Here is a 25,504-nt window from a genome sequence, read left to right on the forward strand (position 1 = left end):
TCCTCAAATAGGCGGCAAGTATACAGCCCCCGGCCCGCTCGAACAGTCGGCTTTGGTCGCCCCCATCGATCCTTTGTGAACTACCCATTTCATGGGCGCCCCCTTATGATGTCCCTCGGACTCTTTACCCTGCGATGACCCATGGCCGATTCTGCTTTTTTCTGCACCCTGTCTCACGAAGGCGTTCTCGCGGTACGCGGCGCGGATGCCGGCAAATTCCTGCAAGGCCAATTGACTTGCAACCTTAATTACCTGAGCGACACCCAGGCCAGCCTTGGCGCGCGCTGCACGCAGAAAGGCCGGATGCAGTCGAGTTTCCGCATTCTGCTGGAAGGCGACGGTGTGCTCATGGCAATGGCCAGCGAACTGCTGGAGCCACAACTGGCGGACCTGAAAAAGTACGCGGTGTTCTCCAAATCGAAACTGACCGATGAAAGTGCCGGCTGGGTTCGCTTTGGCCTTGAGCATGGTGATGCGGCACTGACCAGCCTGGGCCTGGAACTACCGGCAGAAACCGACAGAGTGGTGCGCAATGACGGCCTGATCGCCCTTCGCGTCTCGACGGATCGCGCTGAACTCTGGGTTCGCGCCGATCAGGCCGACACCATCAAGGGCAAGCTGTCCGCTCTGTTGGCCGAAGGTGAATTGAATCAATGGCTGCTGGGCCAGATCCGCGCCGGGATCGGTCAGGTCATGCCGAGCACCCGCGAGCTGTTCATCCCGCAGATGCTCAATCTGCAAGCCGTCGGTGGTGTGAGCTTCAAGAAAGGCTGCTACACCGGCCAGGAAATCGTCGCGCGCATGCAATACCTTGGCAAACTCAAGCGCCGCCTGTATCGCCTGCAACTGGATGCCAGCGAATTGCCGGAGCCCGGCACCCAACTGTTCTCCCCGACCCACGGCAGTTCGATCGGTGAAGTGGTGCTGGCCGCCCGCACCGAGCAAAACATTGAACTCCTTGCGGTGCTGCAAGCCGAAGCGGCAGAAGATGGCAACCTGCACCTTGGCGCACTCGAAGGTCCGGGCCTGCATCTGCTCGACCTGCCTTACCAACTGGATCGTGATCGCGAAATCCAGCGTTAACAGCAGCACTTGTCGCAATACCCTAGAGAAAAGAAATGATCGAGCTGGCGGATAAGGTCCAACAGGATTTGGTTGAGGCCATCGATAACGATGACCTGGTTCTGCCAACGTTACCGGAAGTGGCCCTGCAGATTCGCAAGGCCGCTGAAGACCCGGAAATCAGTGTCAGCACACTGAGCAAAGTGATTGGCCGCGATACCGCGCTATCGGCGCGCCTGATCAAAGTGGTCAATAGCCCGTTGCTGCGCGCGACCCAGGAAGTGACTGACCTGCACACGGCCATCACCCGACTGGGCGTCAATTACAGCAGCAACCTGGCCATTGGCCTGGTGATGGAACAGATCTTCAACGCCCGTTCCGAAGTGGTGGAACAGAAAATGCGCGAGGTCTGGCGCAAAAGCCTGGAAATCGCCGGCGTCAGTTACGCGTTGTGCCGCAGTTATACGCAACTCAAACCTGATCAGGCGGCGCTCGGCGGGCTCGTGCATCAGATTGGTGTACTGCCGATCCTGACCTATGCCGAAGATCATTATGAATTGCTGTCTGACCCGATCAGCCTCAACCATGTGATCGACCGGATTCATCCGCTGCTCGGCGATAAATTGCTCAGGGTCTGGGAGTTTCCGGAAATGCTGGTGCAATTGCCGGGGCTGTATCTGGATTTCAAGCGGCAATCGGAACGGGTCGATTATGTCGATCTGGTGCAAGTGGCCAGCCTGTATTGCCACAAGGACACCGATCATCCACTGGCCCGTATCGACCCCTTCAGCGTACCGGCCTTCAAGAAGCTGGGGATCGATCCGGAGAACAAGGCGATGTGCAAGGATCTGGAAGAGTCGCGCTCGATGTTTTACTGATCACTGTGGCGAGGGGGCTTGCCCCCGTTGGAGCGCGAAGCGCTCCTCAGCGGTCTGTCTGGTAAGTCACCCATAACAGGTTTACGACTGCTGCGCAGCCGAACGGGGGCAAGCCCCCTCGCCACAGGGTTGTGTTCACTCTCCAGCAATAAAACTCACCCGCACCTTCAGCCCCGCCTGCTCGCCATCGTGCAGGCTGATCTGCGCCAAGTGGGCGCGGCAGATCTCGCCGACAATGGCCAACCCCAACCCCGATCCAGCCACCTGCTCGTTACGCCGATAAAAACGCTCGAACACCCGATCCCGCTCTTCAAGGGGAATTCCCGGGCCATCGTCTTCGACCTCCAGCACCGCTGGTGCCATGACCCGCAGGATCACATTGCCGCCCGGTGGTGTGTGGGCCAGTGCGTTGTCCACCAGATTGCTCAACAGTTCATTCAACAACGTCGGTTCGCCGCGCAGCCACACCGGTTCGTCGGCCTCCAGCGCCAGCGCCACACCACGTGCATGGGCCAGCGGTGCCATGGCCATGCCCAGTTCACGGGCCAACTGACTGAGGTCGAGCAACTGCGCACCGCCCTCGGCGATTGCTCGGGCGCCATTCTCGACCCGTGCCAGCGAGAGCAATTGATTGGCCAGGTGGGTCAGGCGATCTGTGCCTTGGGCCGCGGCTTCCAGGGTGCTGCGCCAGGTTTCGGGTTCGTTCGACCGCAAGCCCAGTTCGAGTCGTGCCTTGAGCGCCGCCAACGGGGTACGCAATTCGTGGGCGGCGTCGGCGATGAACTGCGCCTGGCGCTCGAACTGCCCGCGCAAACGCTCGGTAAAGTGATTGAGCGCACGCACCAGCGGCCCCAACTCGTGCTGCACTTCCACCAACGGCAAGGGTCGCAAGTCATCGGGCTGACGTTCTTCCACCGCCGTGCGCAAGCGTTCCAGCGGACGCAGCGCCGCACTGACCGCAAACCACACCATCAGCAACGCACCGATCGCCAGCATGCCCAGACGCAACAACGTGTCGGCCATCAGGCTGCGAGCCATGCGGACCCGCGCCTCATCGGTTTCCGCCACGCGGATTTCCGCCATGCCGTTCATATTCGGCTCGCTGACCGCTTTGAGCAGGCTGACCACCCGCACGTTCTGCCCTTGATAAGTGGCGTTATAGAAACGCGCCAGCGCCGGATAGTCATCGGTGCGCGGCGTTCCCGGTGGCGGCGGCGGCAGGTTTTCGTAGCCCGAGATCAGCTTCTGATTGATGTCATTGACCAGATAAAAAATCCGCCCGGCGCTGTCGTAGGCGAACGTATCGAGGGCCACGTAAGGCACGTTGGCGCTGAGGCTGCCATCGCGCTGGGACAGGCCCGCGGCGATGGTCCGCGCCGAGGCCAGCAAGGTCCGGTCATACGCGGTGTCAGCGGCTTCACGACCGTTCCAGTACGCGCTCAAACCACTGGCGAGCATCAACACCACAAGCAACAGCGCGAGGTTCCACAGCAACCGCCAACGCAGGCTGCTGAGCTTATGCATCGCGGCTTTCCAGCAGGTAGCCAAGGCCGCGGAAGGTCACGATGGCTACCGGTTGACCGTCGAGTTTCTTGCGCAAGCGGTGAACGTAAATTTCGATGGCATCGGGACTGGCCTCCTCGTCCAGACCGAAAACCTGGGCGGCCAGTTGCTCCTTGCTCATCACCCGACCGGGACGAGCGATCAGGGCCTCAAGCACCGCCTGTTCACGGGAAGTCAGGGTCAGCAATTCTTCGCCGAGGGTGAAGCGCCGGGTGTCCAGGTCATAAGCCAACACGCCACAACGCTGCTGGCGTTCACCGCCGAGCACACTGCGACGCAGCAAGGCTTTGACCCGGGCCTCGAGCTCTGTCAGCTCGAAGGGTTTGGCCAGGTAATCGTCAGCCCCAAGGTTCAGGCCGTGGACCCGATCCTTGACGTCGCTGCGGGCAGTCAGCATCAGCACTGGCAGGTTCTTGCCCCGGGCCCGCAAGCGCGCCAGCACTTCGAAGCCATCCATGCGCGGCAGGCCGACATCGAGGATCGCCACGGCGTATTCCTCGCTGCTCAAAGCCAGGTCGGCCGCCACACCGTCGTGCAGCACATCCACGGTCAGCCCGGTGCTCTTGAGTGCCTGAGCGACACTTTCGGCAAGCTGCAGATGGTCTTCAACGAGCAGAACACGCATGGATCTTTACCTCATTCAGGGATGGTCGACGCCATTCTTTGGCGCGGAGTTTACAGCCGCATCCGTCGCTGTGAAGCCCGAAAACCGTGAAAGTCAGCTGAAAGGTTAGCGAAAGGTTGGCCGGTTAGAGTCCAGCCACGGACAGTTTCGACTGCCCGTCGCTACCGCACATAGCGTACGAAAAACGCCTCGAAGCGTTTTCGCCAATAAGAACAATAAACGGAGTACGTCACCATGCTGTCCATGCAGCTTCAGGCTCGCCCGCCTGCTCGTTTTTCCCGCCTCAGCCACACCGCCCTTGCCAGTGCCGCCGCTCTCGCCGGCTTTTCGCCGTTGAGCCAGGCTGCCTTCTTCGAAGACAGTACGGCAACCTTCGAAACCCGCAACATGTATTTCAACCGCGACTTTCGCGACGGCACCAGCGCCCAGCAATCCAAGCGGGACGAATGGGCTCAGGGGTTCATGCTCAATCTGCAATCGGGTTACACCGACGGCACCGTGGGGTTCGGTGTCGATGCACTGGGCATGCTGGGGGTAAAACTCGATTCAAGTCCGGACCGCACCGGTACCGGCTTGTTGCCGACCCATGACGACGGTCGCGCGGCGGATGAATATTCCAAGCTCGGCCTGACCGGCAAAGTGAAAATCTCCGCCACGGAACTGAAAATCGGCAGCCTGATTCCGGAATTGCCGATCCTCAAGCCCAACGACGGGCGCATTCTGCCGCAGACCTTTGAAGGCGGCCTGCTGACCTCCAAAGAGATCAAGAACCTGACCTTCACCGGCGGGCGCCTGGAGAAAGCCAAGGACCGCGATAGCACCGACTTCGAGGACATCGCCCTCAACAACAAGAACAGCCGTTTCGCCGGCACCGTGGCCGGCAAGCACTTTGACTTTGGCGGCGTGGACTACAAGTTCACCGACAAGATCACCGGCAGCTACCACTTCGCCCAACTCGATGAAGTCTATAACCAGCACTTCCTCGGCATGGTGGCCTCGGAAAAATTCGGCCCCGGCACCTTCGGCACTGACTTACGCCTGGCCATCAGTGATGACGAGGGCGCAGCCCGTGGCGGCCCAATCGACAACAAATCCCTGAACGGTCTGGTTAGCTACGCCTTGAACGGGCATAAACTCAGCGCCGGCTATCAACACATGTCCGGTGACAGTGCCTTCCCCTACGTCGATGGCAGCGATCCGTACCTGGTCAACTTCGTGCAGATCAATGACTTTGCCGGCGCCGAAGAACGTTCCTGGCAGGCACGTTACGACTACGATTTCTCCAAACTCGGCATTCCCGGCCTGAGTTTCATGAGCCGTTACCTGAGCGGTGACAACATCAAGCTCAAGAACGGTGATGAGGGCAAAGAGTGGGAACGCAACACCGAGATCAAATACGTCGTACAAAGCGGCGCCCTGAAAGATGTCGCCGTACGCCTGCGCAATGCCACCTACCGTTCCAACTACTCCGCTCGCGATGCCGATGAAGTGCGTCTGCTGGTGAGCTATAGCGTTGCCCTTTGGTAAACATCACGTTCAATAACAATAATGAATGCCCGTGGAGACTCAAATGAACTTATCACTGCGTAAAGTTGCTCTAGCCGCCAGCTGTGTGCTGTTTGCCGGCCAATTGATGGCCGAACCGAAACGTCCGGAATGCATCGCCCCAGCCTCGCCAGGCGGCGGTTTCGACCTCACCTGCAAACTGGCGCAAAGCGCGCTGGTCAACGAAAAACTGCTGACCAAACCGATGCGCGTGACCTACATGCCCGGCGGTGTCGGCGCGGTGGCGTACAACGCGGTCGTCGCTCAACGCCCTGCCGATGCAGGCACGCTGGTGGCGTGGTCCAGCGGTTCGCTGCTGAACCTGGCGCAAGGCAAGTTCGGTCGCTTCGATGAAACCAACGTTCGTTGGCTGGCAGCTGTCGGCACAAGCTATGGCGCCATCGCGGTGAAAAGCGATTCGCCTTACAAGACCCTGGACGACCTGGTTCAGGCGCTGAAGAAAGATCCGAGCAAAGTGGTGATCGGTTCCGGCGGCACCGTCGGTAGCCAGGACTGGATGCAAACCGCACTGATCGCCAAAGCGGCCGGGATCAATCCGCGCGACCTGCGTTACGTCGCCCTCGAAGGCGGTGGTGAAATCGCCACCGCCCTGCTCGGTGGCCACATCCAGGTCGGCAGCACCGACATCTCCGACTCCATGCCACACATTCAGAGTGGCGACATGCGCCTGCTGGCGGTGTTCTCCGAGAAGCGTCTGGACGAGCCGGAAATGAAAGACATTCCGACCGCTAAAGAGCAAGGCTACGACATCGTCTGGCCAGTGGTTCGCGGTTTCTACCTTGGGCCAAAAGTCAGCGACGAAGACTACGCCTGGTGGAAAAACGCCTTCGACAAACTGCTGGCCTCCGAGGATTTCGCCAAGCTGCGCGATCAGCGTGAACTGTTCCCGTTCGCCATGACCGGCCCGGAGCTGGACACCTACGTGAAGAAGCAGGTCGCGGACTACAAAGTGCTGGCCAAAGAGTTCGGCCTGATCCAGTGATCGCCTCTGTCTAGCGGCCACGGCCCCGGTTCTCGGGGTCGTGGCCCAGGAGTTCCTCATGCTCATACAACGCATTTTCGCTTCGGTGCTGTTGCTGGCCTGTATCGGCCTGGCGCTGATGGCGTGGCCGTATCAAGCGGCTTTTTCCTACGAACCGGTCGGGCCTCGGGCCTTCCCACTGCTGATGCTCGGCCTGATGGGCCTGGCGTTGCTGTACATGGTGTTTCGACCGGCGCCGATCGTGCACAGCGACGATGACCCGAAACTGGACCGCGAAACCCTGACCAAAATCGGCATTTGCGTGCTGCTGTTGCTGGTGTTCGCCGGGACCTTCGAACCCCTTGGTTTCATCGTCGCCAGCATTCTGATCGGTGTCCCGATGGCGCGCCTGTATGGCGGCCGCTGGCTGCCCAGTACAGTGATCATCAGCCTGATGGCTATCGGTCTTTATCTGCTGTTCGACAAGTTGATGGACGTTCCACTGCCGCTGGGCGTGCTCGACGTTCTGGAGAACTGATATGGATACTCTTGGCTATTTGGGTCAGGGCTTCGGCGTCGCGCTGACCCCATACAATCTCGTGACCGCGTTGTGCGGCACCCTGATCGGCACCGTCGTCGGGCTGTTGCCGGGGCTGGGTCCGATCAACGGCGTGGCGTTGCTGATTCCGATCGCGTTCGCCCTTGGCCTGCCACCGGAGTCGGCGCTGATCTTGCTGGCGGCGGTGTACCTGGGTTGCGAATACGGTGGCCGGATCAGCTCGATCCTGCTGAACATTCCGGGTGAAGCCTCCACCGTCATGACCACCCTCGACGGTTACCCGATGGCCCGCAAAGGCCTGGCCGGTGTAGCGCTGTCGCTGTCGGCGTGGAGTTCGTTCATCGGTGCGTTCATCGCGACTTGCGGCATGGTGCTGTTCGCCCCGCTGCTGGCGAAATGGGCGATTGCCTTCGGGCCGGCGGAGTATTTCGTACTGATGGTATTTGCGATTGTCTGTCTCGGCGGCATGGCCGGCGACCGGCCGCTCAAGACCTTCATTGCGGCACTGATCGGTCTGTTTCTGTCGAGCGTCGGGATCGATGCCAACAGCGGCGTATACCGTTTCACCGGGGATAACATTCACCTGACGGACGGCATTCAGTTCGTCGTACTGGTACTGGGCCTGTTCTCCATCAGCGAAATCCTCCTGCTGCTGGAAAAAACCCATCGCGGCCAGGAAGCGGTGAAAGCCACCGGGCGCATGATGTTCAACTTCAAGGAAGCTTCGGCGGTGTTCGTGGTGAACATCCGTTGCGGTTTGCTGGGCTTCATCATGGGCGTGTTGCCGGGTGCCGGTGCGACGTTGGCCAGCGCTGTGGCCTACATGACCGAGAAACGTATTGCCGGCGCCAAGGGCACGTTCGGACAAGGCGACATGCGCGGCCTCGCGGCTCCGGAAACCGCCATCGGTGGCGCCGCCTGCGGTGCGCTCGTACCGATGCTGACCCTCGGCGTTCCGGGTTCGGGTACCACGGCGGTGATGATCGGCGCACTGTCGCTGTACAACATCACCCCGGGCCCGCTGTTGTTCCAGCAGCAACCGGACATCGTCTGGGGCCTGATCGCGTCGTTGTTCGTCGCCAACGTGATGCTGGTGATCCTCAACATTCCGATGATCCGCATCTTTACCCGCATCCTCGCCGTGCCAAACTGGGCGCTGGTGCCGGTGATCGCGATCATCACCGGGATCGGTGTCTACGCGGTGCATGCCACCACGTTCGACCTGTTCCTGATGATCGGCATCGGTATTTTCGGCTACATCCTGCGCAAGCTGGACTTCCCGCTGTCGCCAGTACTGCTGGGTTTCATCCTTGGTGGTCTGATGGAGCAAAACCTGCGTCGCGCGCTGTCGATTTCCAACGGTGCGCTGGAAATCCTCTGGTCGAGCCCGATCACATTCGGTTGCTGGGTACTGACTGCAATCATGTTGCTAATGCCGCTGCTGCGTATCTGGCGCAAACGTTCGGTCGCCCGGCGCGCTCTCGCCGATGTCTGATCGGCCCCCCTTCAAAAGCTGGTGGGGAACACCGCTGGTCGGTCTGCTGGGCGGTTACCTCGCCAGCCAGATCGGCTGGCCACTGCCGTGGATGGTCGGCTCGTTGCTGGCGATCATCCTGGTGCGCTGTCTGACTCCCTGGCAATTGGCGGAAATCCCTGGCGGCCGCAAGTGCGGCCAGTGGATCGTCGGCATCGGCATCGGCCTGCACTTCACCCCGGTGGTGATGGAGCAGGTGCTGAGCCACTTCGGTTTGATCTTCTTCGGTGCGCTGGTCACCAGCCTGTCCGCGGTGGTCGGGGTCTGGTTGATGCGGCGCACCGGGGAAGATCGCGCCACTGCATTCTTTTCCAGCATGCCCGGCGGCTCCGGGGAGATGGTTAACCTCGGCGCCCGCAACGGCGCGGTGCTCAGCCGGGTCGCGGCGGGGCAGAGTTTGCGGGTGTTGGTGGTGGTGCTGTGTGTACCGGCGGCGTTCAAGTATCTGTTAGGCGACGGTGCGCCGGTCTTGCATCCAACGACCGTCGACTGGTGGTGGCTGGCCATTCTGTTCCCGGCGGGCGCCCTTGCCGCCTGGATCTGGGAGCGGCTGCGACAACCCAATCCCTGGCTGTTCGGACCGTTGCTGGTGACTGCTACGGTGAGCATTGCTTGGGACCTGCACATCGGTCTGCCCAACGGCGGCAGTCAGATTGGCCAGTGGTTGATTGGCAGCGGGTTGGGGTGTCACTTCAATCGACAGTTCTTCCGGCGGGCACCGTCCTTCATGGGCCGAACCCTGCTTGGCACGGTGTTGACCATGTTGATCGCAACTTTGGCGGCATTGGGGTTGAGTGCGCTGACCCATCTGGATCTGCGTTCGCTGACTTTGGGCATGATGCCCGGCGGAATTGCCGAAATGAGCCTGACGGCGGAGACCCTGCAATTGTCGGTGCCGTTGGTGACGGCGATGCAGGTGATGCGGCTGTTGTTCGTATTGTTTCTGGCGGAGCCGTTGTTTCGGTATTGGAACCGGGAGCCGGATTCTCCCTGATATGAGCCCCCTCGCCACAATCTTCAGACCGACGGCAATCGCCACTCGATCGGCGTCTCGCCATTCTGTTCCAGAAACTTGTTCGCCCGGCTGAAGTGCCCGCAGCCAAGGAAGCCGCGATAAGCGGACAGCGGCGACGGGTGGACCGAGGTCAGCACCAAGTGTTTGGTGGCGTCGATGAGTTTCTGCTTGCTCTGGGCATGCGCGCCCCACAGCAGGAACACCAAGTGCGGCTGATGCTCGCTGACCACTTCGATAATCCGGTCGGTAAAATATTGCCAGCCCTTGCCCGCATGAGCGTTGGCATTCGCGCGTTCCACGGTCATGGTGGTATTGAGCATCAACACGCCCTGCTCTGCCCAACTCTGCAGGTAGCCATGGTTGGGAATGTCGATGTTCAGGTCGCGCTTCAACTCTTTATAGATGTTCACCAGCGACGGCGGTGCCGGCACGCCCGGCTGCACCGAGAAGCACAACCCATGGGCCTGGCCCGGGCCGTGGTAAGGGTCTTGACCAAGGATCACCACTTTGACCTTGTCCAGCGGCGTGGAATTGAGCGCGTTGAAAATCATCGGTCCGGGTGGATAGATCTCTTTGCCCGCCGCGCGCTCCTGTTGCAGGAATGTGCGCAACTCTGCCATGTACGGCTGGTCGAATTCGGCACGTAGTGCCTCCTTCCAGCTCGGTTCGAGTTTGATACGGTCGTCAGCAGTCATGGTTACATCCGGCAAAAACAATGGGGCGAACCCTAGGAAACCCTATCTCCCTTGTCAATTGATCTGACGCAGATCCGGCACTTTCCTATAGAGCGATCATACTGAACGCTCAATTTCCCGATCGAGGTCACGATGAATCTGCACTTCGAAGAACTCACCGGCACCGACGGCGCACGCATCGGCATCGCCAGCCTGGATGCCGAAAAGTCCCTCAACGCCCTCTCCTTGCCGATGATCAACGCCCTGCGCGATCAACTGGACGCCTGGGCCAAGGAGCCACAGATCGTTTGCGTGCTGCTGCGCGGCAATGGCCCCAAGGCTTTTTGCGCCGGCGGTGAAGTACGCAGCCTGGTGGAAGCCTGTCGCGACCATCCCGGCGAAGTGCCGCCCTTGGCTGCAAACTTCTTTGCGGCAGAATATCGCCTCGACTTCAACCTGCACACCTACCCCAAACCGCTGATCTGCTGGGGTCATGGTTACGTGCTGGGGGGGGGCATGGGGCTGCTGCAAGGGGCGAGCATTCGGATTGTCACGCCGAGCAGCCGGTTGGCGATGCCAGAGATCGGCATCGGCTTGTACCCGGACGTCGGCGCCAGTTGGTTTCTGTCGCGGTTGCCCGGCAAGCTCGGATTGTTTCTCGGCCTGACCGGCGCCCAGATGAACGGTCGTGATGCAATCGATCTGGACCTCGCCGACCGCTTCCTGCGCGACGATCAACAGCATGAGCTGCTCGAAGGCTTGCTGCAATTGAACTGGCAGGAACAGACAGCCATGCAGCTCAACAGCCTGCTCAAGGCCTTGCAGCAGGAAGCGATCGCGCAGCTGCCCGAAGCGCAGTGGCTGCCTCGACGCGAGCAGATCGACGAACTATTGGATGTCAGCGACGTTCGATGCGCCTGGAAGGCCATCAGTACGCTGCGCGATCACTCCGACCCGCTGCTCGCTCGTGCCGCCAAAACCATGACTGAAGGCTCGCCCCTGACCGCCCATCTGGTGTGGGAACAGATCGTTCGCGCCCGGCATCTATCGTTGGCTCAAGTCTTTCAGATGGAATACACCATGAGCCTCAACTGCTGCCGTCATCCGGAATTCAGCGAAGGCGTGCGAGCGCGGTTGATCGACAAAGACCAGAAACCTCACTGGCACTGGCCGGACATCAACAATGTGCCGGAGGCGGCAGTGGAAGCGCATTTCCATAAGGTCTGGGAAGGCCGGCATCCTCTGGCTGATCTCTCGGAATACTAAAAATCAGGCACAAAAAAAGCGGCGCTTCATGCGCCGCTTTTTTATTGAGTGGTTTACCGGTGGTTGCCTCGGCCATCCCGATCGCCATCACGGTGATCGCCCCGACCGCCACGATTATCCGACCTATTGTGGCCTCGATGGTCATCGCCTCGACCGCCGCCGTGACGGCCATCCCAGCCGCCACGGTCACGACGGTCATGACGGTCCCATCCACGATTCTGATAGACCCGGTAGTTTGCTCGTGGCGCCGGCTGGTAATAGCGCGGTGCCGATTGATAAACCCGCGGCTGGTGGTAATAACGCGGCGATGGCTGGTAATACCGTGCAGGCGGTGAGTAATACCTGCGCGGGGCCGAGTAGTAACGGCTATCGGAGTAATAAGACCCGCCACCGGAGTAATACGGCGCAGGGGACGTGTAGACATCGGAGCGGTAGTAGCTGCCTCCTCCATCGGAATAGGGTACGCACGCACCAAGAAACAATCCCGATAGAGCAATCAGCAGAATTTGGTGGAGCTTTTTTTGACAGAGCATGGCGGCCTCCTGGACCGCGAGTGAGCCACACCAGCGACGCTGGCAGGCGACAGTCAATTGTTCACAACTGTCGAAAGATCAGACAGTGAATTCAGAATCTGGTGCGCTCCAGCAACACGTTGAAACAAGTAGCCGATGAAAGGTTTTTCATCTACCCAAAAGAAGCGGCGCGTCCGTAAGCCGGACGCGCCGCTGTCTTCGTGAGTTGGTTAACGGTGTCCGCGATGGCGGCCACCGTGGTAATGACGGGGTCCGTAGTAATAGTAGCGATAGCCCCCATAAAAACGCGGGCCGCCGTAGTAGTAAGGAGAGTAGTAATAGCCAGGGTAGTAATAAGGTGTCGAATAAACGTCGGCACCCCCTACGTAGTAATAGCAGCCGGACAAGCCCAGACCCAAAAACACACAGAGCAGTATTCGGCGGAGCTGTTTTCGACAGAGCATGGCGGCCTCCTGGAAGACCCGCAACAGCAGTCGGCACAGGCCGGCTGACACCTGTTTTGACTTTCAAACCGGTACCGAGTGCCAGAGAGCTTCGGCCTTCAGATCAGCGGCCACTGCGTCCATCTACGGTGCATAGGCATGCGCCAACGCACCATGACAAGGCAGGGCATGCCGCTCGTTTATCTCCCCCCTTTCCTCTATGCCCCAAGCCAGAGGGCTCAAGCCGACTTGGCACGGCTCTCGCTTAACCAAAGACGTGCAGGAGTCATCACAGGTTCGCGGCACCACAATTTGCAATGGCTGACTAGGGTTCCGGCTCGCTCAGGCGAGTGGCTGGTCCGAGAGTTGGCGACCTCCAGTTGAGGTTACACGGCGGGACAAAAGCCCGGGAGACAAGCCACCGTTCGCGGTGCCGCTGCCTTCCTGTCCGCCCTTGATCAACTGGAGAACCATCCCATGTCCCGACTTCGTTTACCCGCCCTGCTCGCCGCTGCTTTTGCAGCCCTCGTGAGCGTCTCGTCCCAGGCCGCACAGAAAGACCATTTCAGCGTCTGCTGGACTATTTATGCCGGCTGGATGCCCTGGGAGTATGCCGGCAGCCAAGGCATCGTCGACAAATGGGCGAAAAAGTACGGCATCAAAATCGATGTGGTGCAGCTCAACGATTACGTCGAATCCATCAACCAATACACCGCCGGCCAGTTCGACGGCTGCACCATGACCAACATGGATGCGCTGACCATTCCGGCTGCCGGTGGCGTCGACAGCACGGCGCTGATAGTCAGCGACTTCTCCAATGGCAACGACGGCATCGTGCTCAAAGGCGAAGGCAAGAAAGTCGCCGACCTCAAGGGCATGGACGTCAATCTGGTGGAACTCTCGGTGTCCCACTACCTATTGGCCCGGGCACTCGATTCGGTGGACCTCACCGAGAAAGACCTGAAAGTGGTCAACACCTCCGACGCCGATATCTCGGCCGCCTTCAACACCGATCAGGTCAACGCCGTCACCACCTGGAACCCGATGCTTTCGGACATCAAGGCCAAACCCGGTGTGACCGAAGTCTTCAACTCCAGCCAGGTTCCCGGCGAAATCATGGACATGATGGTGGTCAACAGCGCCACCCTCAAAGACAACCCGGCCCTGGGCAAAGCCCTGACCGGCGCCTGGTTTGAGGTGGTGGAGTTGATGAACGCGAAAAATGCCGCCAGCAAAGCCGCCCTCGAACATATGGCCAAAGCCTCGGGCACCGACCTGGCCGGTTTCCAGGCGCAACTCGACACCACCAAATTGTTTGCCTCACCGAAAGAAGCGTTGGAATTCGCCACCAGCAAGCAACTGCCCGAGACCATGCGCAAGGTCGCCGAGTTCTCATTCCAGCACGGCTTGCTCGGTGAAGGCGCCAAGGACACCAGCGCTATCGGCATGGCCTTCGCCAATGGCGTGACCAGCGGCGACAAGACCAACCTCAAGCTGCGCTTCGACCCGAGCTACGTGCAGATGGCTGCCGACTCCACGTTGTAACAACGGAGGACTAGGCCATGCGCCTGATCAATCGCCACCCGGATCGCCCGAGTCGCCTGCTGTTGGTGATCCTGCCGTTCGCCCTGGTGTTGTTTGCCTACTTCATGGGCTCGGCCGATCGGCTGATGGACAACCCCAACGACAAACTGCTGCCCAGTGCCGTGCAGATGACTGACGCAGTGAAACGCCTGGCCTTCACCGCCGACACCCGCACCGGTGAATACCTGCTCTGGCAAGACAGCGCCGCCAGCCTGCGACGGCTGGCCATCGGCCTCGGCATCAGTGCATTGGCCGGGCTGTGCCTGGGCATCGCCGCCGGGACCCTGCCGCTGTTCGGCGCACCGTTGTCGCCGGTACTCACCGTGCTGTCGATGGTGCCGCCGTTGGCGATCCTGCCGATTCTGTTCATCGTGTTCGGGCTGGGGGAATTGTCGAAAGTGATGCTGATCGTGATCGGTATCACCCCGTGCCTGGCCCGGGACCTGGAGCAGCGCGCCCGGGAAATTCCCGTCGAGTTGCTGATCAAGGCGCAGACGCTTGGCGCTTCGACCTGGACCTTGATGCTGCGCGTGGTGCTGCCGCAATTGTTGCCGCGTCTGTTGATCTCGCTGCGACTGATGCTGGGGTCGGCGTGGTTGTTCCTGATCGCAGCCGAAGCCATCGCCTCCACCGATGGTCTCGGCTACCGGATCTTCCTGGTGCGCCGCTACCTGGCAATGGATGTGATCCTGCCCTACGTGGTCTGGATCACCCTGCTTGCCTGGCTGATGGATTGGGGCCTGAAACGCCTGACCCAACGGGCGTTCCCTTGGCACCAAGGTGCCTCCAAATGAGTTATGAAGGGGCCCGCGCATGAGCTTCATCAAAGTGAAAAACGTCTGGCAGCAATACGCCGATCAGGTCGTGCTCGAAGGTCTGAACCTGAACGTCAACGAGGGCGAATTCTGCACCTTGGTGGGTGCGTCAGGTTGCGGCAAATCGACTTTCCTGCGGCTACTGCTGGGCCAGGAACGGGCCAGTCGCGGCGAGATCCTGTTGGACGGCCTGGCCCTGGCCAGCGAACCGGATGCCAGCCGTGGCGTGGTATTCCAACGCTACTCGGTGTTCCCGCACCTGAGCGTGCTAGACAACGTTGCCCTCGGCCTCGAACTGCCGCGCTCGCCCCTGCTGGGACGGTTGTTCGGCAGCGCCAAACGAGAGGCGCGTGAGCAGGCTTCGGTGTTGCTGCATAAAGTCGGCCTCGGTCACTCGCTGGACAAGTACCCCGCGCAGCTCTCCGGCGGTATGCAACAACGGCTGGCGATTGCCCAAGCGCTGATCATGAAGCCGAGAGTGCTGCTGCTCGACGAACCGTTCGGTGCGCTCGATCCGGGCATCCGCAAAGACATGCACGGCTTGCTGCTGGAACTGTGGCGCGAGACGCAGCTAACGGTGTTCATGGTCACCCATGACCTCTCCGAAGGTTTCAGCCTCGGCACCCGTTTGCTAGTGTTCGACAAGGTCCGCATCGACCCGCACGCCCCCGGCGCCTATGGCGCACGCATTACCTACGACATCCCTTTGAACAGCGACCGCCGTGCCAATCGCGCCGCCGTCGACGCCCTGCCGGCTCAGCTGGCAGGTTCGCTTCGCATCGCTTAGAGGAATTTACACATGACTGATTCGACCCAACTATTTCCGCCCTTCGCCGAAGAAATGCTCCCCGGCGGCGGCCATCGTTCTTTCGTTCTGAAACGCGGCCAATTGCTGCGCCTGACCGACCTGCGCGGCGGTGCCAACGTCAGCCTGACGCTGCTCAATGCGCATGAAAAAACCGAACGCCTGAACCTGCCCGACAGCCTCAAATGCCAACACACCGCCAAGCTCACCACTGGCCATTGCCTGTACTCGGACATGGGCCGCGTATTGGCGGCAATCACTGCCGACACGTGCGGCTGGAGCGACAGCCTCGGCGGCGTGCTGTGCGCTGAAGAGGTCGCGCAGAAGTACGGCGCGGGTCGCTATCAGGAACTGCGCAATGGTTTCTTCCGCAATGGCACCGACAACCTGTTGGTGGAACTGGGCAAGTGGGGTTTGGGCCTGTCCGACCTGTTGATGACCCTCAACCTGTTCAGCCGCGTGAACGTCGATGAGGCCGGGCGTTTCCACTTCGTCGAAGGCAATTCCAGGGCCGGTGATTACATCGAGTTGTACGCGCCGATGGACACCTTGGTGGTGCTCACCGCGCTGCAACATCCGATGGATCCCGCGCCTGAGTACGCACCCAAACCGCTGAAGCTCAGCTGGATGAACGCCGATGCGAGTGTCGCCGAACACTGCCGCACCTCGCGCCCGGAAAACGAGCGCGGCTTCATCAACACCGACCGTCTGTTCGCCTGAGGATCGCTGCCATGTCACTCGCTATCACCACCGCTGCCGTTACTACAAACAGGCAGCCAGAAACCGCGGTGTACCGCGCCACCATCCCCGCCGGCGAACCCTGGCTGATGGAGGTCAAGGCCGGCCAGACCTTGCGCATCCTCGACCTGGAAGGCAATCAGGCCGTCGACACTTTGTTCTACAGCCTCGCCAATCCCAAGGAGCGCTATGACGTACAGCGCACGTTGCGTCGGCAGAACAGCGTCTACCTGAGCACCGGCAGCGTGCTCTATTCCAACCTCGGCAAACCGATGCTGACCATCGTCGCCGACACTTGCGGGCGTCACGACACCCTCGGCGGTGCCTGCGCCCAAGAGAGCAACACCGTGCGTTATGCGCTGGAGAAACGCTACATGCACAGCTGCCGCGACAACTACCTGCGCGCCTGTGCCCACGATGGTCGGCTGGGCAAGGGAGACATCGGGCCGAACATCAACTTCTTCATGAACGTGCCGGTGACGGCCGACGGTGGCCTGACCTTCGAAGACGGGATTTCGGCGCCGGGCAAATACGTCGACCTGCGGGCCGAGATGGACGTGATCGTGCTGATCTCCAACTGCCCGCAACTGAACAACCCCTGCAACGCCTACAACCCGACTCCTGCGGAGCTGCTGGTATGGAACTGAAATTTTCGCGTTTGCGGCGGTGGTTGTTTGCCCTCTGCCAGGCCCGTTCCGGCCAGTGCCTAAAAAAGTAAAAACACCACCAAACCTGTGGGAGCGGGCTTGCCCGCGATAGCGGTGTGTCAGTCGACATCATTGTTGAATGTGCTGGCCCCATCGCGGGCAAGCCCGCTCCCACAGGGTCAGCGGTGGTTTCAAGCTTAATAATTCTGCCACCGGGGACGACCTCGGTGCCTATCGAAAAACTGCGGGACGGCCCGCATCCCAGGTCGAGGCTGATGCGTTATCGCCTCCGGGGGTTATGCCATGTTCGAAAAAGTCCTCATTGCCAACCGCGGCGCCATTGCCTGTCGCATCTTGCGTACCCTGGATGAATTGCAGGTCAAGGGCGTTGCCGTTTACTCCGAAGCCGATGCCGCCAGCCTGCACATCCTGCAAGCCTTTGAGTCCCACAGCCTCGGTGAAGGCGCTGCCGCTGGCACTTATCTGGCGGTCGATAAAATCCTCGCCATCGCAAAAGCCACCGGCGCCACCGCGATCCATCCCGGCTACGGCTTTCTCTCGGAAAATGCTGCATTCGCCCAAGCCTGCGAAGCGGCCGACATCGCCTTCATCGGCCCCACACCGGAGCAATTGCGGGTGTTCGGCCTCAAGCACACCGCCCGCGCACTGGCCAAGCAACACGGCGTGCCAATGCTCGAAGGTACCGAGCTGCTCGATAGCCTCGATGCAGCGTTGATAGCAGGCGAACAGGTCGGTTACCCGGTGATGCTCAAAAGCACCGCCGGCGGGGGCGGCATCGGTATGCGCGTGTGTCGCAGCACCAACGAATTGAGCGAATCATTCGAAGCCGTCAAACGCCTCGGTCAGAACAATTTCAGCGACGCCGGCGTGTTCATCGAGAAGTACATCCAGCGCGCCCGGCATCTGGAAGTGCAGGTCTTCGGCGACGGCCAGGGCGAGGTGCTTGCCCTCGGCGTGCGCGACTGCTCAGTGCAGCGACGCAACCAGAAAGTCCTCGAAGAAACCCCGGCACCGAACCTGCCCGAGGGCATGGCCGAGGAACTCTGTGCAGCGGCAATCAAACTGGCCAAAGCGGTGAATTACCGCAGCGCGGGCACTGTTGAGTTCGTCTTCGACAGCGATGCCCAGCGTTTCTATTTTCTTGAGGTGAATACCCGTTTGCAGGTGGAGCACGGCGTCACCGAACAAGTGTGGGGCGTCGATCTGGTGCGCTGGATGGTGGAACTGGCGGCCGGTGATTTGCCGCCGCTGCGCGAGTTGAGCCAGGGATTGAAAGCCAACGGTCATGCGATTCAGGCACGACTCTATGCCGAAGATCCGGGTCGGGATTTCCAGCCGAGCCCCGGTCTGCTCACTGCCGTCAATTTCCCGGTTACCGATGGCCAACACCTGCGCATCGACACTTGGGTCGAGGCCGGTTGCGAGATCCCGCCGTACTTCGATCCGATGATCGCCAAGGTCATCAGCTGGGCACCGACTCGCGAAGCAGCGCGCGTCGATCTGCATCAGGCTCTGGGTGACAGCCTGCTGTACGGGGTGGAAACCAACCGCGATTACTTGCGGCAGATTCTGCTCGATACGCCCTTTGCCAGCGGCCAGCCGTGGACGCGTTGCCTGGAAGGTCTGGTGTATCAAGCCAACACCTTTGAAGTGCTCAGCGCCGGCACGCAGACCAGCGTTCAGGACTATCCGGGACGCCTCGGTTACTGGGCGGTGGGCGTGCCGCCGTCGGGGCCGATGGACAGCCGGGCACTGCGTCTGGGCAATCGCTTGCTGGGTAACGATCAAGGTGCAGCGGCGCTGGAAATCACCATGAGCGGGCCGCTGCTGCGTTTCAATTGTGAGGCGGTGGTGGCCGTGACGGGTGCGGTGATTCCGTTGATGCTGAATGGTGAAGCGGTGCCGATGAATACTGCACTGTTGATTCCTGCCGGTGCCACTTTGAGTCTAGGCACCATTGGCGGTGCAGGCGCGCGCAGCTATCTGTGTCTGCGCGGCGGCGTGCAAGTGCCGGACTATCAGGGCAGCAAAAGTACCTTCACGCTGGGTCAGTTTGGTGGGCATGGCGGTCGTGCGCTGCGAGCAGGTGACGTGTTGCATGTGCCTTCTTTGATCGACCGCAGCAGCGGTCAGCAACTGGCTGAAGAACAGATCATCGAGTTGCCTGCCATACGCCAGATCAGGGTGATCTACGGTCCGCATGGCGCACCGGAATACTTCACCGAAAACTACATCGGCACCTTCTTTGCCACCCAGTGGGAAGTGCATTTCAATTCCAGCCGAACCGGCGTGCGGTTGATCGGGCCCAAGCCAGAATGGGTGCGAGCCGATGGTGGCGAGGCCGGGCTGCATCCGTCGAATATTCATGACAATCCGTACGCAATTGGCGCGGTGGATTTCACTGGTGATATGCCAGTAATCCTCGGTCCTGATGGCCCGAGCCTCGGTGGTTTTGTCTGCCCGGTGACGGTGATCGAGGCGGACCTTTGGCAGCTCGGGCAGCTCAAGGCTGGGGACAAGGTTCAGTTTGTCCCGGTCGATCTCAAGACCGCGCGCACTCTCGCCTTGAAATGGGATTCCTGTGGGAGCTGGCTTGCCTGCGATGAGGCCCGACCAGACACCGCATCAACTTCATCGCAGGCAAGCCAGCTCCCACAAAGGGTTGCGTCGCCTGTGGTGTTGGATATTGGTCAGGGGGATACGCGGCTGGTTGCACGTCTGTCGGGCGACACTCATTTGTTACTGGAAATCGGTGCCCCCGAGCTGGACCTGGTCCTGCGCTTTCGTGCTCACGCGTTGATGCAGGCATTGGAAAGCAAACACCTGCACGGCGTGATCGACCTGACGCCGGGCATCCGCTCGCTGCAGGTGCATTACCAACCGGAGCAACTGCCGCTGGCCGATCTGCTGGGCATTGTCGCCGGTGAATGGGACGCCGTGTGCGCCGCCAAGGACCTGCAAGTGCCCTCGCGCATCGTCCATCTGCCACTGTCCTGGGATGACCCGGCCTGCCAGTTGGCGATCGAAAAATACATGACCACCGTGCGTAAAGACGCGCCCTGGTGCCCGAGCAATCTGGAGTTCATCCGCCGCATCAACGATCTGCCGAACCTCGACGAAGTGCAGCGCACAGTGTTCGACGCCAGCTATTTGGTGATGGGCCTGGGCGACGTCTACCTCGGCGCACCGGTCGCCACCCCGCTCGACCCTCGGCATCGCCTGGTGACCACCAAGTACAACCCGGCCCGCACCTGGACCGCGGAAAACTCGGTAGGCATTGGCGGCGCCTACATGTGCGTGTACGGCATGGAAGGCCCCGGTGGTTATCAGTTCGTCGGACGCACGCTGCAGATGTGGAATCGCTACCGCGAAGTCGCCGCGTTCGACGGCAAGCCGTGGCTGCTGCGCTTCTTCGACCAGATCCGGTTCTACCCGGTGAGCGCCGATGAACTGCTGCGCATTCGTCGGGATTTCCCGCTTGGGCGCTTTGATCTGAACATCGAACACAGTCAGCTGAATCTGGCGGATTACCAGGCGTTTTTGGCGAAAGAAGCCCAGAGCATCGCGGCATTTCGGGATCAACAAAAAAGCGCATTCAATGCCGAGCGCGAACGCTGGATCGCCAGCGGCCAGGCACATTTCGACAGCGAAGAGCTGGCCCCGGAAATTACCGAGGATGCGCCGTTAGCCGACGGCCAGCAGAGCATCGACAGCCACATCGCCGGCAACCTCTGGCAGGTTCAGGTGCAGGCTGGCAGCCGGGTCGCGGCGGGGGATGTGCTGGTGATTCTGGAGTCGATGAAGATGGAAATCCCGCTGCTCGCGCCCATGGCGGGCGTGGTGCGCGAGATTCGTGTGCAACCGGGTTCGGCGGTGCGTGCCGGGCAACGTGTGGTGGTGCTGGAACTCGATTCAAGCCATTAAAAAAGGATTAACGCCATGAACATCAATCTGCAACTCGACGCCCTGCGCAACGCTTACCGTGACGGCAGCACTACGCCTCGGCAACTGCTGCTGAGCCTGCGTGAAAAAGCCGCGGCACTGAACCCGGACTATCACCTGTTCATCCATTTGCTCAGCGCCCTGGAACTGGAACCGTACCTCGCCGCACTCGACGATCGTGACCCTGGCAGCCTGCCGCTGTACGGCGTGCCGTTCGCGATCAAGGACAACATCGACCTGGCGGGCATTCCCACCACGGCGGCGTGTCCGGCGTTTGCTTATGTGCCGGAACGCTCGGCAACCATCGTCGAGCAACTGCTGGCGCTGGGTGCGATTCCGTTGGGCAAGACCAACCTCGACCAGTTCGCCACTGGCCTCAATGGCAGCCGCTCGCCGTATGGCGCTTGCCCGAACAGCGTGTTGCCGGCGTATCCGTCGGGCGGTTCCAGCGCCGGGTCTTCACTGGCGGTGGCGCTCGGCGTGGCGAGCTTTTCCCTGGGCACGGACACGGCAGGCTCGGGTCGCGTGCCGGCGGCATTGAATAATCTGGTCGGTTTGAAAGCCAGCAAAGGGCTGATCTCCACTGCGGGTGTGGTTCCGGCCTGTCGAACGCTCGATTGCGTCACGACCTTCACGGCCACGGCCCGGGAAGCCAGTCAGTTGCTCGCGCTCACCGCTCATCTCGATCCACAGGACGAATACAGCCGCAGTAATCCGCTGTGGAATGACGGTTCGGCCTTCGGCACACCGCGTCCATTCCGTTTCGGCGTACCCCGTGCGCAGGATCTGGCGTTCTTCGGCTGTCCTGAAGGCCCGTTGCTGTTCGGCGACGCCATCGACCAGCTCAAAGCCATGGGCGGCGAAGCGGTCGAACTGGATTTGTCGCCGTTTCTCGAAGCAGCGCGGTTGCTCTACGAAGGGCCGTGGGTGGCGGAGCGTTACAGCGTGGCCGGCGAGTTGATGGAGCAACATCCTCAAGCCGTGCTGCCGGTGATTCGCGCCGTATTGGCCAAGGCTCCAGCGGTGACTGGCGTGCAAACCTTCCGCGCCCAATACCGTCTGCAGGCTTTGAAAGCGCTGTGCGACAAAGCCCTGGAAGGCCTTGATTGCGTGGTCACGCCAACCATCGGCCGCCCGGTGACACTGGCGGAGCTTGCGGCCGAACCGGTGCTGCGCAACTCGGAACTGGGCTACTACACCAACTTCATGAACCTGCTCGATTACGCCGCCGTCGCCGTGCCCAGCGGATTCATGGGCAATGGTTTGCCATGGGGCGTGACGTTGTTCGGCCGGGCGTTTACCGATCAGTATCTGTTGAGCGTGGCGGATGCCTTGCAACGTCAGCAAGGGTTGGCCGCGCCTGCGCCGACGAATAGTGCGCGCAATGATCGCGCACGGCTGGTGGTCTGCGGCGCACACCTGGATGGGCTGGCGCTGAACTGGCAACTCAAGCAGCGTGGAGCCCGTTTGCTCGAAGCCACTCACAGTTCCCCCGACTATCAGCTGTATGCCCTGGCCGGTGGCCCGCCTTATCGCCCTGGCATGGTCCGAGTGAACGAAGGTGGCGCGGCGATTGCGGTGGAAGTATGGGAGTTGCCAAGCAGTGAGTTTGGTTCGTTCCTGACCGCTATTCCGGCACCGCTAGGGTTGGGCAAGGTACAACTGGCGGATGGCCGTTGGGAGAGCGGGTTTATCTGTGAGCCCTATGGGCTGGAGGGGGCGGTGGACATCAGTCATTTGGGCGGGTGGCGGGCGTATCTGCAAGATCGGCGTTGATTTCCAGGGTCACCGGCTTGCGCAGGAGTGCTTGCCGGCCGATCATGCGCGGTCTTGGGCCAGACAAACCGGCCGTAATCGAATGCTCCTCATGAATAAACCTGACCTCTGCCCGGCTTGCGGCGCCTCCAACGACTGCAGCCTGGCTGACCCGCGAACCGTCGATCGTGCCTGCTGGTGCTACGGCGTCAGCATCGATCCGGCGGTGCTCCAGGCATTGCCCGCCGAGCTGCGCGACAAGTCCTGCCTGTGCCCGGCCTGCGCCCAGGTCGAGATGCAGTTGCAAGCAGTCGCTTGGCCGATCACGTAAGATGCGCGGTGCTCTCCCACCGAATCCTCCCACCGAACCCTAGCCATGCGCGTTGACCGCTTCCTCAGCAACCTGCCCCGCTTCAACCGTAAGCAGGTACGCCTGTTGCTGGTGGAAAAGCGCGTCAGGGTCGACGGAGAAGTCGTCAGCGACCCTCACGCCGAGGTACTCGAGTTCAGCCGCGTGGAAGTCGACGACGAGGTGCTGCAAGTTGGCAAGCCGGCCCGCTACTTCATGCTGCACAAACCACCCGGCTGCGTCAGTGCCACTCGCGACCCGCAACACCCGACCGTACTCGACCTGATCGATGAACCGGACAAGGAGGACCTGCACATCGCCGGTCGCCTGGACTTCAACACCACCGGCCTGATGCTGATCACCAACGATGGCAGCTGGTCGCGACGCCTGACCCAACCGCAGACCAAACTGCCAAAGGTCTACTACGTCGAGACGGAGCAGGACATCACTGCCGAATACGCGATCACCTTCGCCAAAGGGCTGTATTTCGCCTTCGAAGACCTCACCACACAACCGGCCGAACTGGTCGTACTCGGGCCAAAATCTGCGCGCTTGAGCATCGTCGAGGGCCGCTATCATCAGGTCAAACGGATGTTCGGCCACTTCGACAACAAGGTGTTGCGCCTGCACCGCGAATGCATGGGTCCGCTGGTGCTCGACGACATGTTGAAGCCCGGCGAATACCGGTCGTTGAGCAGCGATGAGATCCGAATGATCTAAGCAGGCGACCGCTCAGCAGAAGCCGCTGAAAATTTTACGAAAGATACTTGCGCGATGACGTGACCCCTGCTTGAATCAGGACGTCGGCGCGAAATGTGACCGGCGAGTCACCAAAACTACTCTAAGAAACTTTTTGCCGGCAGAGAACCCTCAGGTTCCGCCTTCCCCCGGCAAACTGCCCGCTTATAACAATACCCGTCGACCGGCTTTCAATGGATCGACATGGGCCTCCAAAATTCCAGGCGTATGCCTACCTGTCACAAAGCTCGTGCAATCTGATTTGCGCGCATACCCGCTTGCCAGGAGTCTTATGACATGAGGCCAGAAATCGCTGTGCTGGATATACAAGGGCAGTATCGGGTTTACACGGAGTTCTATCGCGCAGACGCCGCAGAAAAGACCATCATTCTGGTCAACGGCTCGATGTCCACGACTGCGTCGTTTGCCCAAACCGTGAAAAACCTTTATCCGCAGTTCAATGTGGTGTGCTACGACCAGCCCTACGCGGGCAAGTCAAAAGCCCACAACCTGCATGAGAAAATGCTCACCAAGGAAATCGAAGGGCAGATCCTCCTTGAGTTGATCGAACACTTCGCCGCCGAACACGTGCTGTCGTTTTCCTTTGGTGGCGCAGCCACTCTGGTCGCCCTCGCCCAACGGCCACGGCGCATCGAAAAGGCCGTGATCAGCTCGTTCTCGCCGGTGGTCAACGAGCACATGCTTGACTACCTTGAGCGCGGTGTCGATTATCTCGGCAGCCGTGACGGGAACCGGGTCGGTGACTTGGTGAACAGCACCATCGGCAAACACCTGCCCTCGCTGTTCAAGCGCTTCAACTACCGTCACGTCAGTTCGTTGGCCGAACATGAATACGGGCAGATGCATTTTCACATCAGCGACGTGCTCAACAGCGACCGTCAGTGCTACCTGAACGCGGCGAAGAAAATCAACGTACCGGTGCTGTTCATGAACGGCGAATGGGACGAGTACACTGCTGCCGACGATGCCAAGCTATTCGCCGGCCACGTGCAGCACAGCACCTTCAGCACCCTTCAGGCCACCGGCCACTTTCTCGACATGGAGCACAAAGCTGCCTGCCGAGACAGCCGCAACGCACTGCTGGGTTTCCTGAAACCGGCGCAACACGAAAGCCGGCCGCGTTACCACTACGTCCAGGACCACCATGCGTTGGCAATCTGAAACAGAGTCATCGCGAGCAAGCTCAGCCCTGCAGCGTTAAACGCATTCCTGTAGGAGCGAGGCTTGCCCGCGAATGACCGCTACGCGGTCGATGCTTTCGTTTCACCCGTGCTAAAGCCATCGCGCGCAAAGAAAAACTTCATTTTCACGCCCACATCTGGTACAAAGTCAGCCGCTCTGAGCGGGTGTCGTATAATGGCATTACTCCAGCTTCCCAAGCTGATAACGAGGGTTCGATTCCCTTCACCCGCTCCAATCAGATTTCTGTCT

The 25,504-nt window shown here is 60.5% G+C and carries 23 protein-coding genes, 1 tRNA gene and 1 riboswitch; of the genes, 19 read left to right on the forward strand and 5 right to left on the reverse strand.

Annotated features, from left to right (window positions below):
* The first annotated feature begins 141 nt into the window (after window positions 1-141).
* Together JFU11_RS03360 and JFU11_RS03365 are read left to right on the forward strand one after the other, a co-directional pair.
* Complete coding sequence (locus JFU11_RS03360; RefSeq protein ID WP_201059781.1) at window positions 142-1,083, forward strand: folate-binding protein YgfZ; 942 nt, start codon at window positions 142-144, stop codon at window positions 1,081-1,083.
* Between the two features lie 35 nt (window positions 1,084-1,118).
* Window positions 1,119-1,940, forward strand: a complete 822-nt coding sequence (locus JFU11_RS03365; RefSeq protein WP_123721949.1) for an HDOD domain-containing protein — start codon at window positions 1,119-1,121, stop codon at window positions 1,938-1,940.
* A gap of 135 nt (window positions 1,941-2,075) precedes the next feature.
* Here JFU11_RS03365 and JFU11_RS03370 read toward each other — a convergent pair whose 3' ends face one another.
* Both JFU11_RS03370 and JFU11_RS03375 read right to left on the reverse strand, forming a co-directional pair.
* Window positions 2,076-3,464 (reverse strand): sensor histidine kinase, encoded by a 1,389-nt coding sequence (locus JFU11_RS03370; protein ID WP_123721950.1) that lies wholly within the window; start codon window positions 3,462-3,464, stop codon window positions 2,076-2,078.
* Window positions 3,457-4,128 (reverse strand): response regulator, encoded by a 672-nt coding sequence (locus tag JFU11_RS03375; RefSeq protein WP_007898613.1) that lies wholly within the window; start codon window positions 4,126-4,128, stop codon window positions 3,457-3,459. Before JFU11_RS03375 ends, JFU11_RS03370 begins: the two co-directional genes overlap by 8 nt.
* Before the next feature lie 234 nt (window positions 4,129-4,362).
* On the opposite strand from JFU11_RS03375, the gene JFU11_RS03380 reads away from it, so the two are divergent.
* From JFU11_RS03380 to JFU11_RS03400, 5 genes are read left to right on the forward strand one after another with little or no spacing between them, the layout of a single operon-like run.
* The gene (locus tag JFU11_RS03380; protein WP_123721951.1) at window positions 4,363-5,655 is read left to right on the forward strand and encodes an OprD family porin; all 1,293 of its coding nucleotides are present in this window, start codon (window positions 4,363-4,365) and stop codon (window positions 5,653-5,655) included.
* Window positions 5,656-5,698: 43 nt separating this feature from the next.
* Window positions 5,699-6,676, forward strand: a complete 978-nt coding sequence (locus tag JFU11_RS03385) for a tripartite tricarboxylate transporter substrate binding protein (RefSeq protein WP_123721952.1) — start codon at window positions 5,699-5,701, stop codon at window positions 6,674-6,676.
* 58 nt (window positions 6,677-6,734) lie between these two features.
* On the forward strand, window positions 6,735-7,193 hold the full coding sequence (locus JFU11_RS03390) for a tripartite tricarboxylate transporter TctB family protein (RefSeq protein ID WP_123721953.1): 459 nt from the start codon (window positions 6,735-6,737) through the stop codon (window positions 7,191-7,193).
* Between the two features lies 1 nt (window position 7,194).
* Window positions 7,195-8,709, forward strand: a complete 1,515-nt coding sequence (locus tag JFU11_RS03395) for a tripartite tricarboxylate transporter permease (protein ID WP_123721954.1) — start codon at window positions 7,195-7,197, stop codon at window positions 8,707-8,709.
* Window positions 8,702-9,742, forward strand: coding sequence for an AbrB family transcriptional regulator (locus JFU11_RS03400; RefSeq protein ID WP_123721955.1), 1,041 nt, complete (start codon window positions 8,702-8,704; stop codon window positions 9,740-9,742). Before JFU11_RS03395 ends, JFU11_RS03400 begins: the two co-directional genes overlap by 8 nt.
* Before the next feature lie 23 nt (window positions 9,743-9,765).
* Here JFU11_RS03400 and ung read toward each other — a convergent pair whose 3' ends face one another.
* The gene (ung, locus tag JFU11_RS03405; protein ID WP_008074486.1) at window positions 9,766-10,458 is read right to left on the reverse strand and encodes a uracil-DNA glycosylase; all 693 of its coding nucleotides are present in this window, start codon (window positions 10,456-10,458) and stop codon (window positions 9,766-9,768) included.
* A gap of 132 nt (window positions 10,459-10,590) precedes the next feature.
* Between ung and JFU11_RS03410 the strand changes: the two genes are divergently transcribed.
* The gene (locus JFU11_RS03410) at window positions 10,591-11,703 is read left to right on the forward strand and encodes an enoyl-CoA hydratase/isomerase family protein (RefSeq protein ID WP_123721956.1); all 1,113 of its coding nucleotides are present in this window, start codon (window positions 10,591-10,593) and stop codon (window positions 11,701-11,703) included.
* A gap of 53 nt (window positions 11,704-11,756) precedes the next feature.
* On the opposite strand, the gene JFU11_RS03415 is transcribed toward JFU11_RS03410, so the two are convergent.
* Both JFU11_RS03415 and JFU11_RS27995 read right to left on the reverse strand, forming a co-directional pair.
* Window positions 11,757-12,236, reverse strand: coding sequence for a hypothetical protein (locus JFU11_RS03415; protein WP_201059783.1), 480 nt, complete (start codon window positions 12,234-12,236; stop codon window positions 11,757-11,759).
* A gap of 209 nt (window positions 12,237-12,445) precedes the next feature.
* The gene (locus JFU11_RS27995; RefSeq protein ID WP_123721958.1) at window positions 12,446-12,679 is read right to left on the reverse strand and encodes a hypothetical protein; all 234 of its coding nucleotides are present in this window, start codon (window positions 12,677-12,679) and stop codon (window positions 12,446-12,448) included.
* A 293-nt stretch (window positions 12,680-12,972) separates the two neighbouring features.
* A riboswitch (guanidine-I (ykkC/yxkD leader) is annotated at window positions 12,973-13,073 on the forward strand.
* 62 nt (window positions 13,074-13,135) lie between these two features.
* On the opposite strand from JFU11_RS27995, the gene JFU11_RS03425 reads away from it, so the two are divergent.
* From JFU11_RS03425 to JFU11_RS03475, 11 genes are all read left to right on the forward strand, one after another.
* The gene (locus JFU11_RS03425) at window positions 13,136-14,203 is read left to right on the forward strand and encodes a putative urea ABC transporter substrate-binding protein (protein ID WP_201059785.1); all 1,068 of its coding nucleotides are present in this window, start codon (window positions 13,136-13,138) and stop codon (window positions 14,201-14,203) included.
* 17 nt (window positions 14,204-14,220) lie between these two features.
* Window positions 14,221-15,036, forward strand: a complete 816-nt coding sequence (locus JFU11_RS03430; protein ID WP_123721960.1) for an ABC transporter permease — start codon at window positions 14,221-14,223, stop codon at window positions 15,034-15,036.
* A gap of 19 nt (window positions 15,037-15,055) precedes the next feature.
* Entirely contained in the window at window positions 15,056-15,844 is a 789-nt protein-coding gene (locus tag JFU11_RS03435; protein WP_201059786.1) for an ABC transporter ATP-binding protein, read from the forward strand.
* 12 nt (window positions 15,845-15,856) lie between these two features.
* A complete protein-coding gene (locus JFU11_RS03440) occupies window positions 15,857-16,582 on the forward strand; it encodes an urea amidolyase associated protein UAAP1 (protein ID WP_123721962.1) in 726 nt (241 codons plus the stop codon).
* 11 nt (window positions 16,583-16,593) lie between these two features.
* Window positions 16,594-17,247, forward strand: a complete 654-nt coding sequence (locus JFU11_RS03445; protein ID WP_048394033.1) for an urea amidolyase associated protein UAAP2 — start codon at window positions 16,594-16,596, stop codon at window positions 17,245-17,247.
* Between the two features lie 303 nt (window positions 17,248-17,550).
* On the forward strand, window positions 17,551-21,192 hold the full coding sequence (gene uca / locus JFU11_RS03450; RefSeq protein WP_201059787.1) for an urea carboxylase: 3,642 nt from the start codon (window positions 17,551-17,553) through the stop codon (window positions 21,190-21,192).
* Window positions 21,193-21,207: 15 nt separating this feature from the next.
* Window positions 21,208-22,986 carry an allophanate hydrolase gene (gene atzF / locus JFU11_RS03455; protein WP_201059789.1) on the forward strand — a complete coding sequence of 593 codons (1,779 nt, stop codon included), beginning with the start codon at window positions 21,208-21,210 and terminating at the stop codon, window positions 22,984-22,986.
* A gap of 91 nt (window positions 22,987-23,077) precedes the next feature.
* On the forward strand, window positions 23,078-23,296 hold the full coding sequence (locus JFU11_RS03460) for a cysteine-rich CWC family protein (protein WP_123721966.1): 219 nt from the start codon (window positions 23,078-23,080) through the stop codon (window positions 23,294-23,296).
* Between the two features lie 45 nt (window positions 23,297-23,341).
* On the forward strand, window positions 23,342-24,034 hold the full coding sequence (locus JFU11_RS03465; RefSeq protein ID WP_123721967.1) for a pseudouridine synthase: 693 nt from the start codon (window positions 23,342-23,344) through the stop codon (window positions 24,032-24,034).
* Window positions 24,035-24,349: 315 nt separating this feature from the next.
* Complete coding sequence (locus JFU11_RS03470; RefSeq protein ID WP_123721968.1) at window positions 24,350-25,234, forward strand: alpha/beta hydrolase; 885 nt, start codon at window positions 24,350-24,352, stop codon at window positions 25,232-25,234.
* Between the two features lie 181 nt (window positions 25,235-25,415).
* Window positions 25,416-25,489 (forward strand) — tRNA-Gly (locus JFU11_RS03475).
* Window positions 25,490-25,504 lie beyond the last annotated feature (15 nt).

This window comes from Pseudomonas sp. TH37 (assembly GCF_016650735.1).
Classification (GTDB): domain Bacteria; phylum Pseudomonadota; class Gammaproteobacteria; order Pseudomonadales; family Pseudomonadaceae; genus Aquipseudomonas; species Aquipseudomonas farris.

What these genes read in the sequence shown, in the direction of transcription:
- JFU11_RS03460 (WP_123721966.1), top strand. Translation starts at nt 23,078, where the DNA reads ATGAATAAACCTGACCTCTGCCCGGCTTGCGGCGCCTCCAACGACTGC.
- JFU11_RS03415 (WP_201059783.1), bottom strand. Translation starts at nt 12,236, where the DNA reads ATGCTCTGTCAAAAAAAGCTCCACCAAATTCTGCTGATTGCTCTATCG.
- JFU11_RS03425 (WP_201059785.1), top strand. Translation starts at nt 13,136, where the DNA reads ATGTCCCGACTTCGTTTACCCGCCCTGCTCGCCGCTGCTTTTGCAGCC.
- JFU11_RS27995 (WP_123721958.1), bottom strand. Translation starts at nt 12,679, where the DNA reads ATGCTCTGTCGAAAACAGCTCCGCCGAATACTGCTCTGTGTGTTTTTG.
- ung (WP_008074486.1), bottom strand. Translation starts at nt 10,458, where the DNA reads ATGACTGCTGACGACCGTATCAAACTCGAACCGAGCTGGAAGGAGGCA.
- JFU11_RS03390 (WP_123721953.1), top strand. Translation starts at nt 6,735, where the DNA reads ATGCTCATACAACGCATTTTCGCTTCGGTGCTGTTGCTGGCCTGTATC.
- JFU11_RS03465 (WP_123721967.1), top strand. Translation starts at nt 23,342, where the DNA reads ATGCGCGTTGACCGCTTCCTCAGCAACCTGCCCCGCTTCAACCGTAAG.
- JFU11_RS03470 (WP_123721968.1), top strand. Translation starts at nt 24,350, where the DNA reads ATGAGGCCAGAAATCGCTGTGCTGGATATACAAGGGCAGTATCGGGTT.
- JFU11_RS03360 (WP_201059781.1), top strand. Translation starts at nt 142, where the DNA reads ATGGCCGATTCTGCTTTTTTCTGCACCCTGTCTCACGAAGGCGTTCTC.
- JFU11_RS03440 (WP_123721962.1), top strand. Translation starts at nt 15,857, where the DNA reads ATGACTGATTCGACCCAACTATTTCCGCCCTTCGCCGAAGAAATGCTC.
- JFU11_RS03365 (WP_123721949.1), top strand. Translation starts at nt 1,119, where the DNA reads ATGATCGAGCTGGCGGATAAGGTCCAACAGGATTTGGTTGAGGCCATC.
- JFU11_RS03370 (WP_123721950.1), bottom strand. Translation starts at nt 3,464, where the DNA reads ATGCATAAGCTCAGCAGCCTGCGTTGGCGGTTGCTGTGGAACCTCGCG.
- JFU11_RS03380 (WP_123721951.1), top strand. Translation starts at nt 4,363, where the DNA reads ATGCTGTCCATGCAGCTTCAGGCTCGCCCGCCTGCTCGTTTTTCCCGC.
- JFU11_RS03435 (WP_201059786.1), top strand. Translation starts at nt 15,056, where the DNA reads ATGAGCTTCATCAAAGTGAAAAACGTCTGGCAGCAATACGCCGATCAG.
- uca (WP_201059787.1), top strand. Translation starts at nt 17,551, where the DNA reads ATGTTCGAAAAAGTCCTCATTGCCAACCGCGGCGCCATTGCCTGTCGC.
- JFU11_RS03445 (WP_048394033.1), top strand. Translation starts at nt 16,594, where the DNA reads ATGTCACTCGCTATCACCACCGCTGCCGTTACTACAAACAGGCAGCCA.
- JFU11_RS03375 (WP_007898613.1), bottom strand. Translation starts at nt 4,128, where the DNA reads ATGCGTGTTCTGCTCGTTGAAGACCATCTGCAGCTTGCCGAAAGTGTC.
- JFU11_RS03400 (WP_123721955.1), top strand. Translation starts at nt 8,702, where the DNA reads ATGTCTGATCGGCCCCCCTTCAAAAGCTGGTGGGGAACACCGCTGGTC.
- JFU11_RS03430 (WP_123721960.1), top strand. Translation starts at nt 14,221, where the DNA reads ATGCGCCTGATCAATCGCCACCCGGATCGCCCGAGTCGCCTGCTGTTG.
- JFU11_RS03395 (WP_123721954.1), top strand. Translation starts at nt 7,195, where the DNA reads ATGGATACTCTTGGCTATTTGGGTCAGGGCTTCGGCGTCGCGCTGACC.
- JFU11_RS03385 (WP_123721952.1), top strand. Translation starts at nt 5,699, where the DNA reads ATGAACTTATCACTGCGTAAAGTTGCTCTAGCCGCCAGCTGTGTGCTG.
- atzF (WP_201059789.1), top strand. Translation starts at nt 21,208, where the DNA reads ATGAACATCAATCTGCAACTCGACGCCCTGCGCAACGCTTACCGTGAC.
- JFU11_RS03410 (WP_123721956.1), top strand. Translation starts at nt 10,591, where the DNA reads ATGAATCTGCACTTCGAAGAACTCACCGGCACCGACGGCGCACGCATC.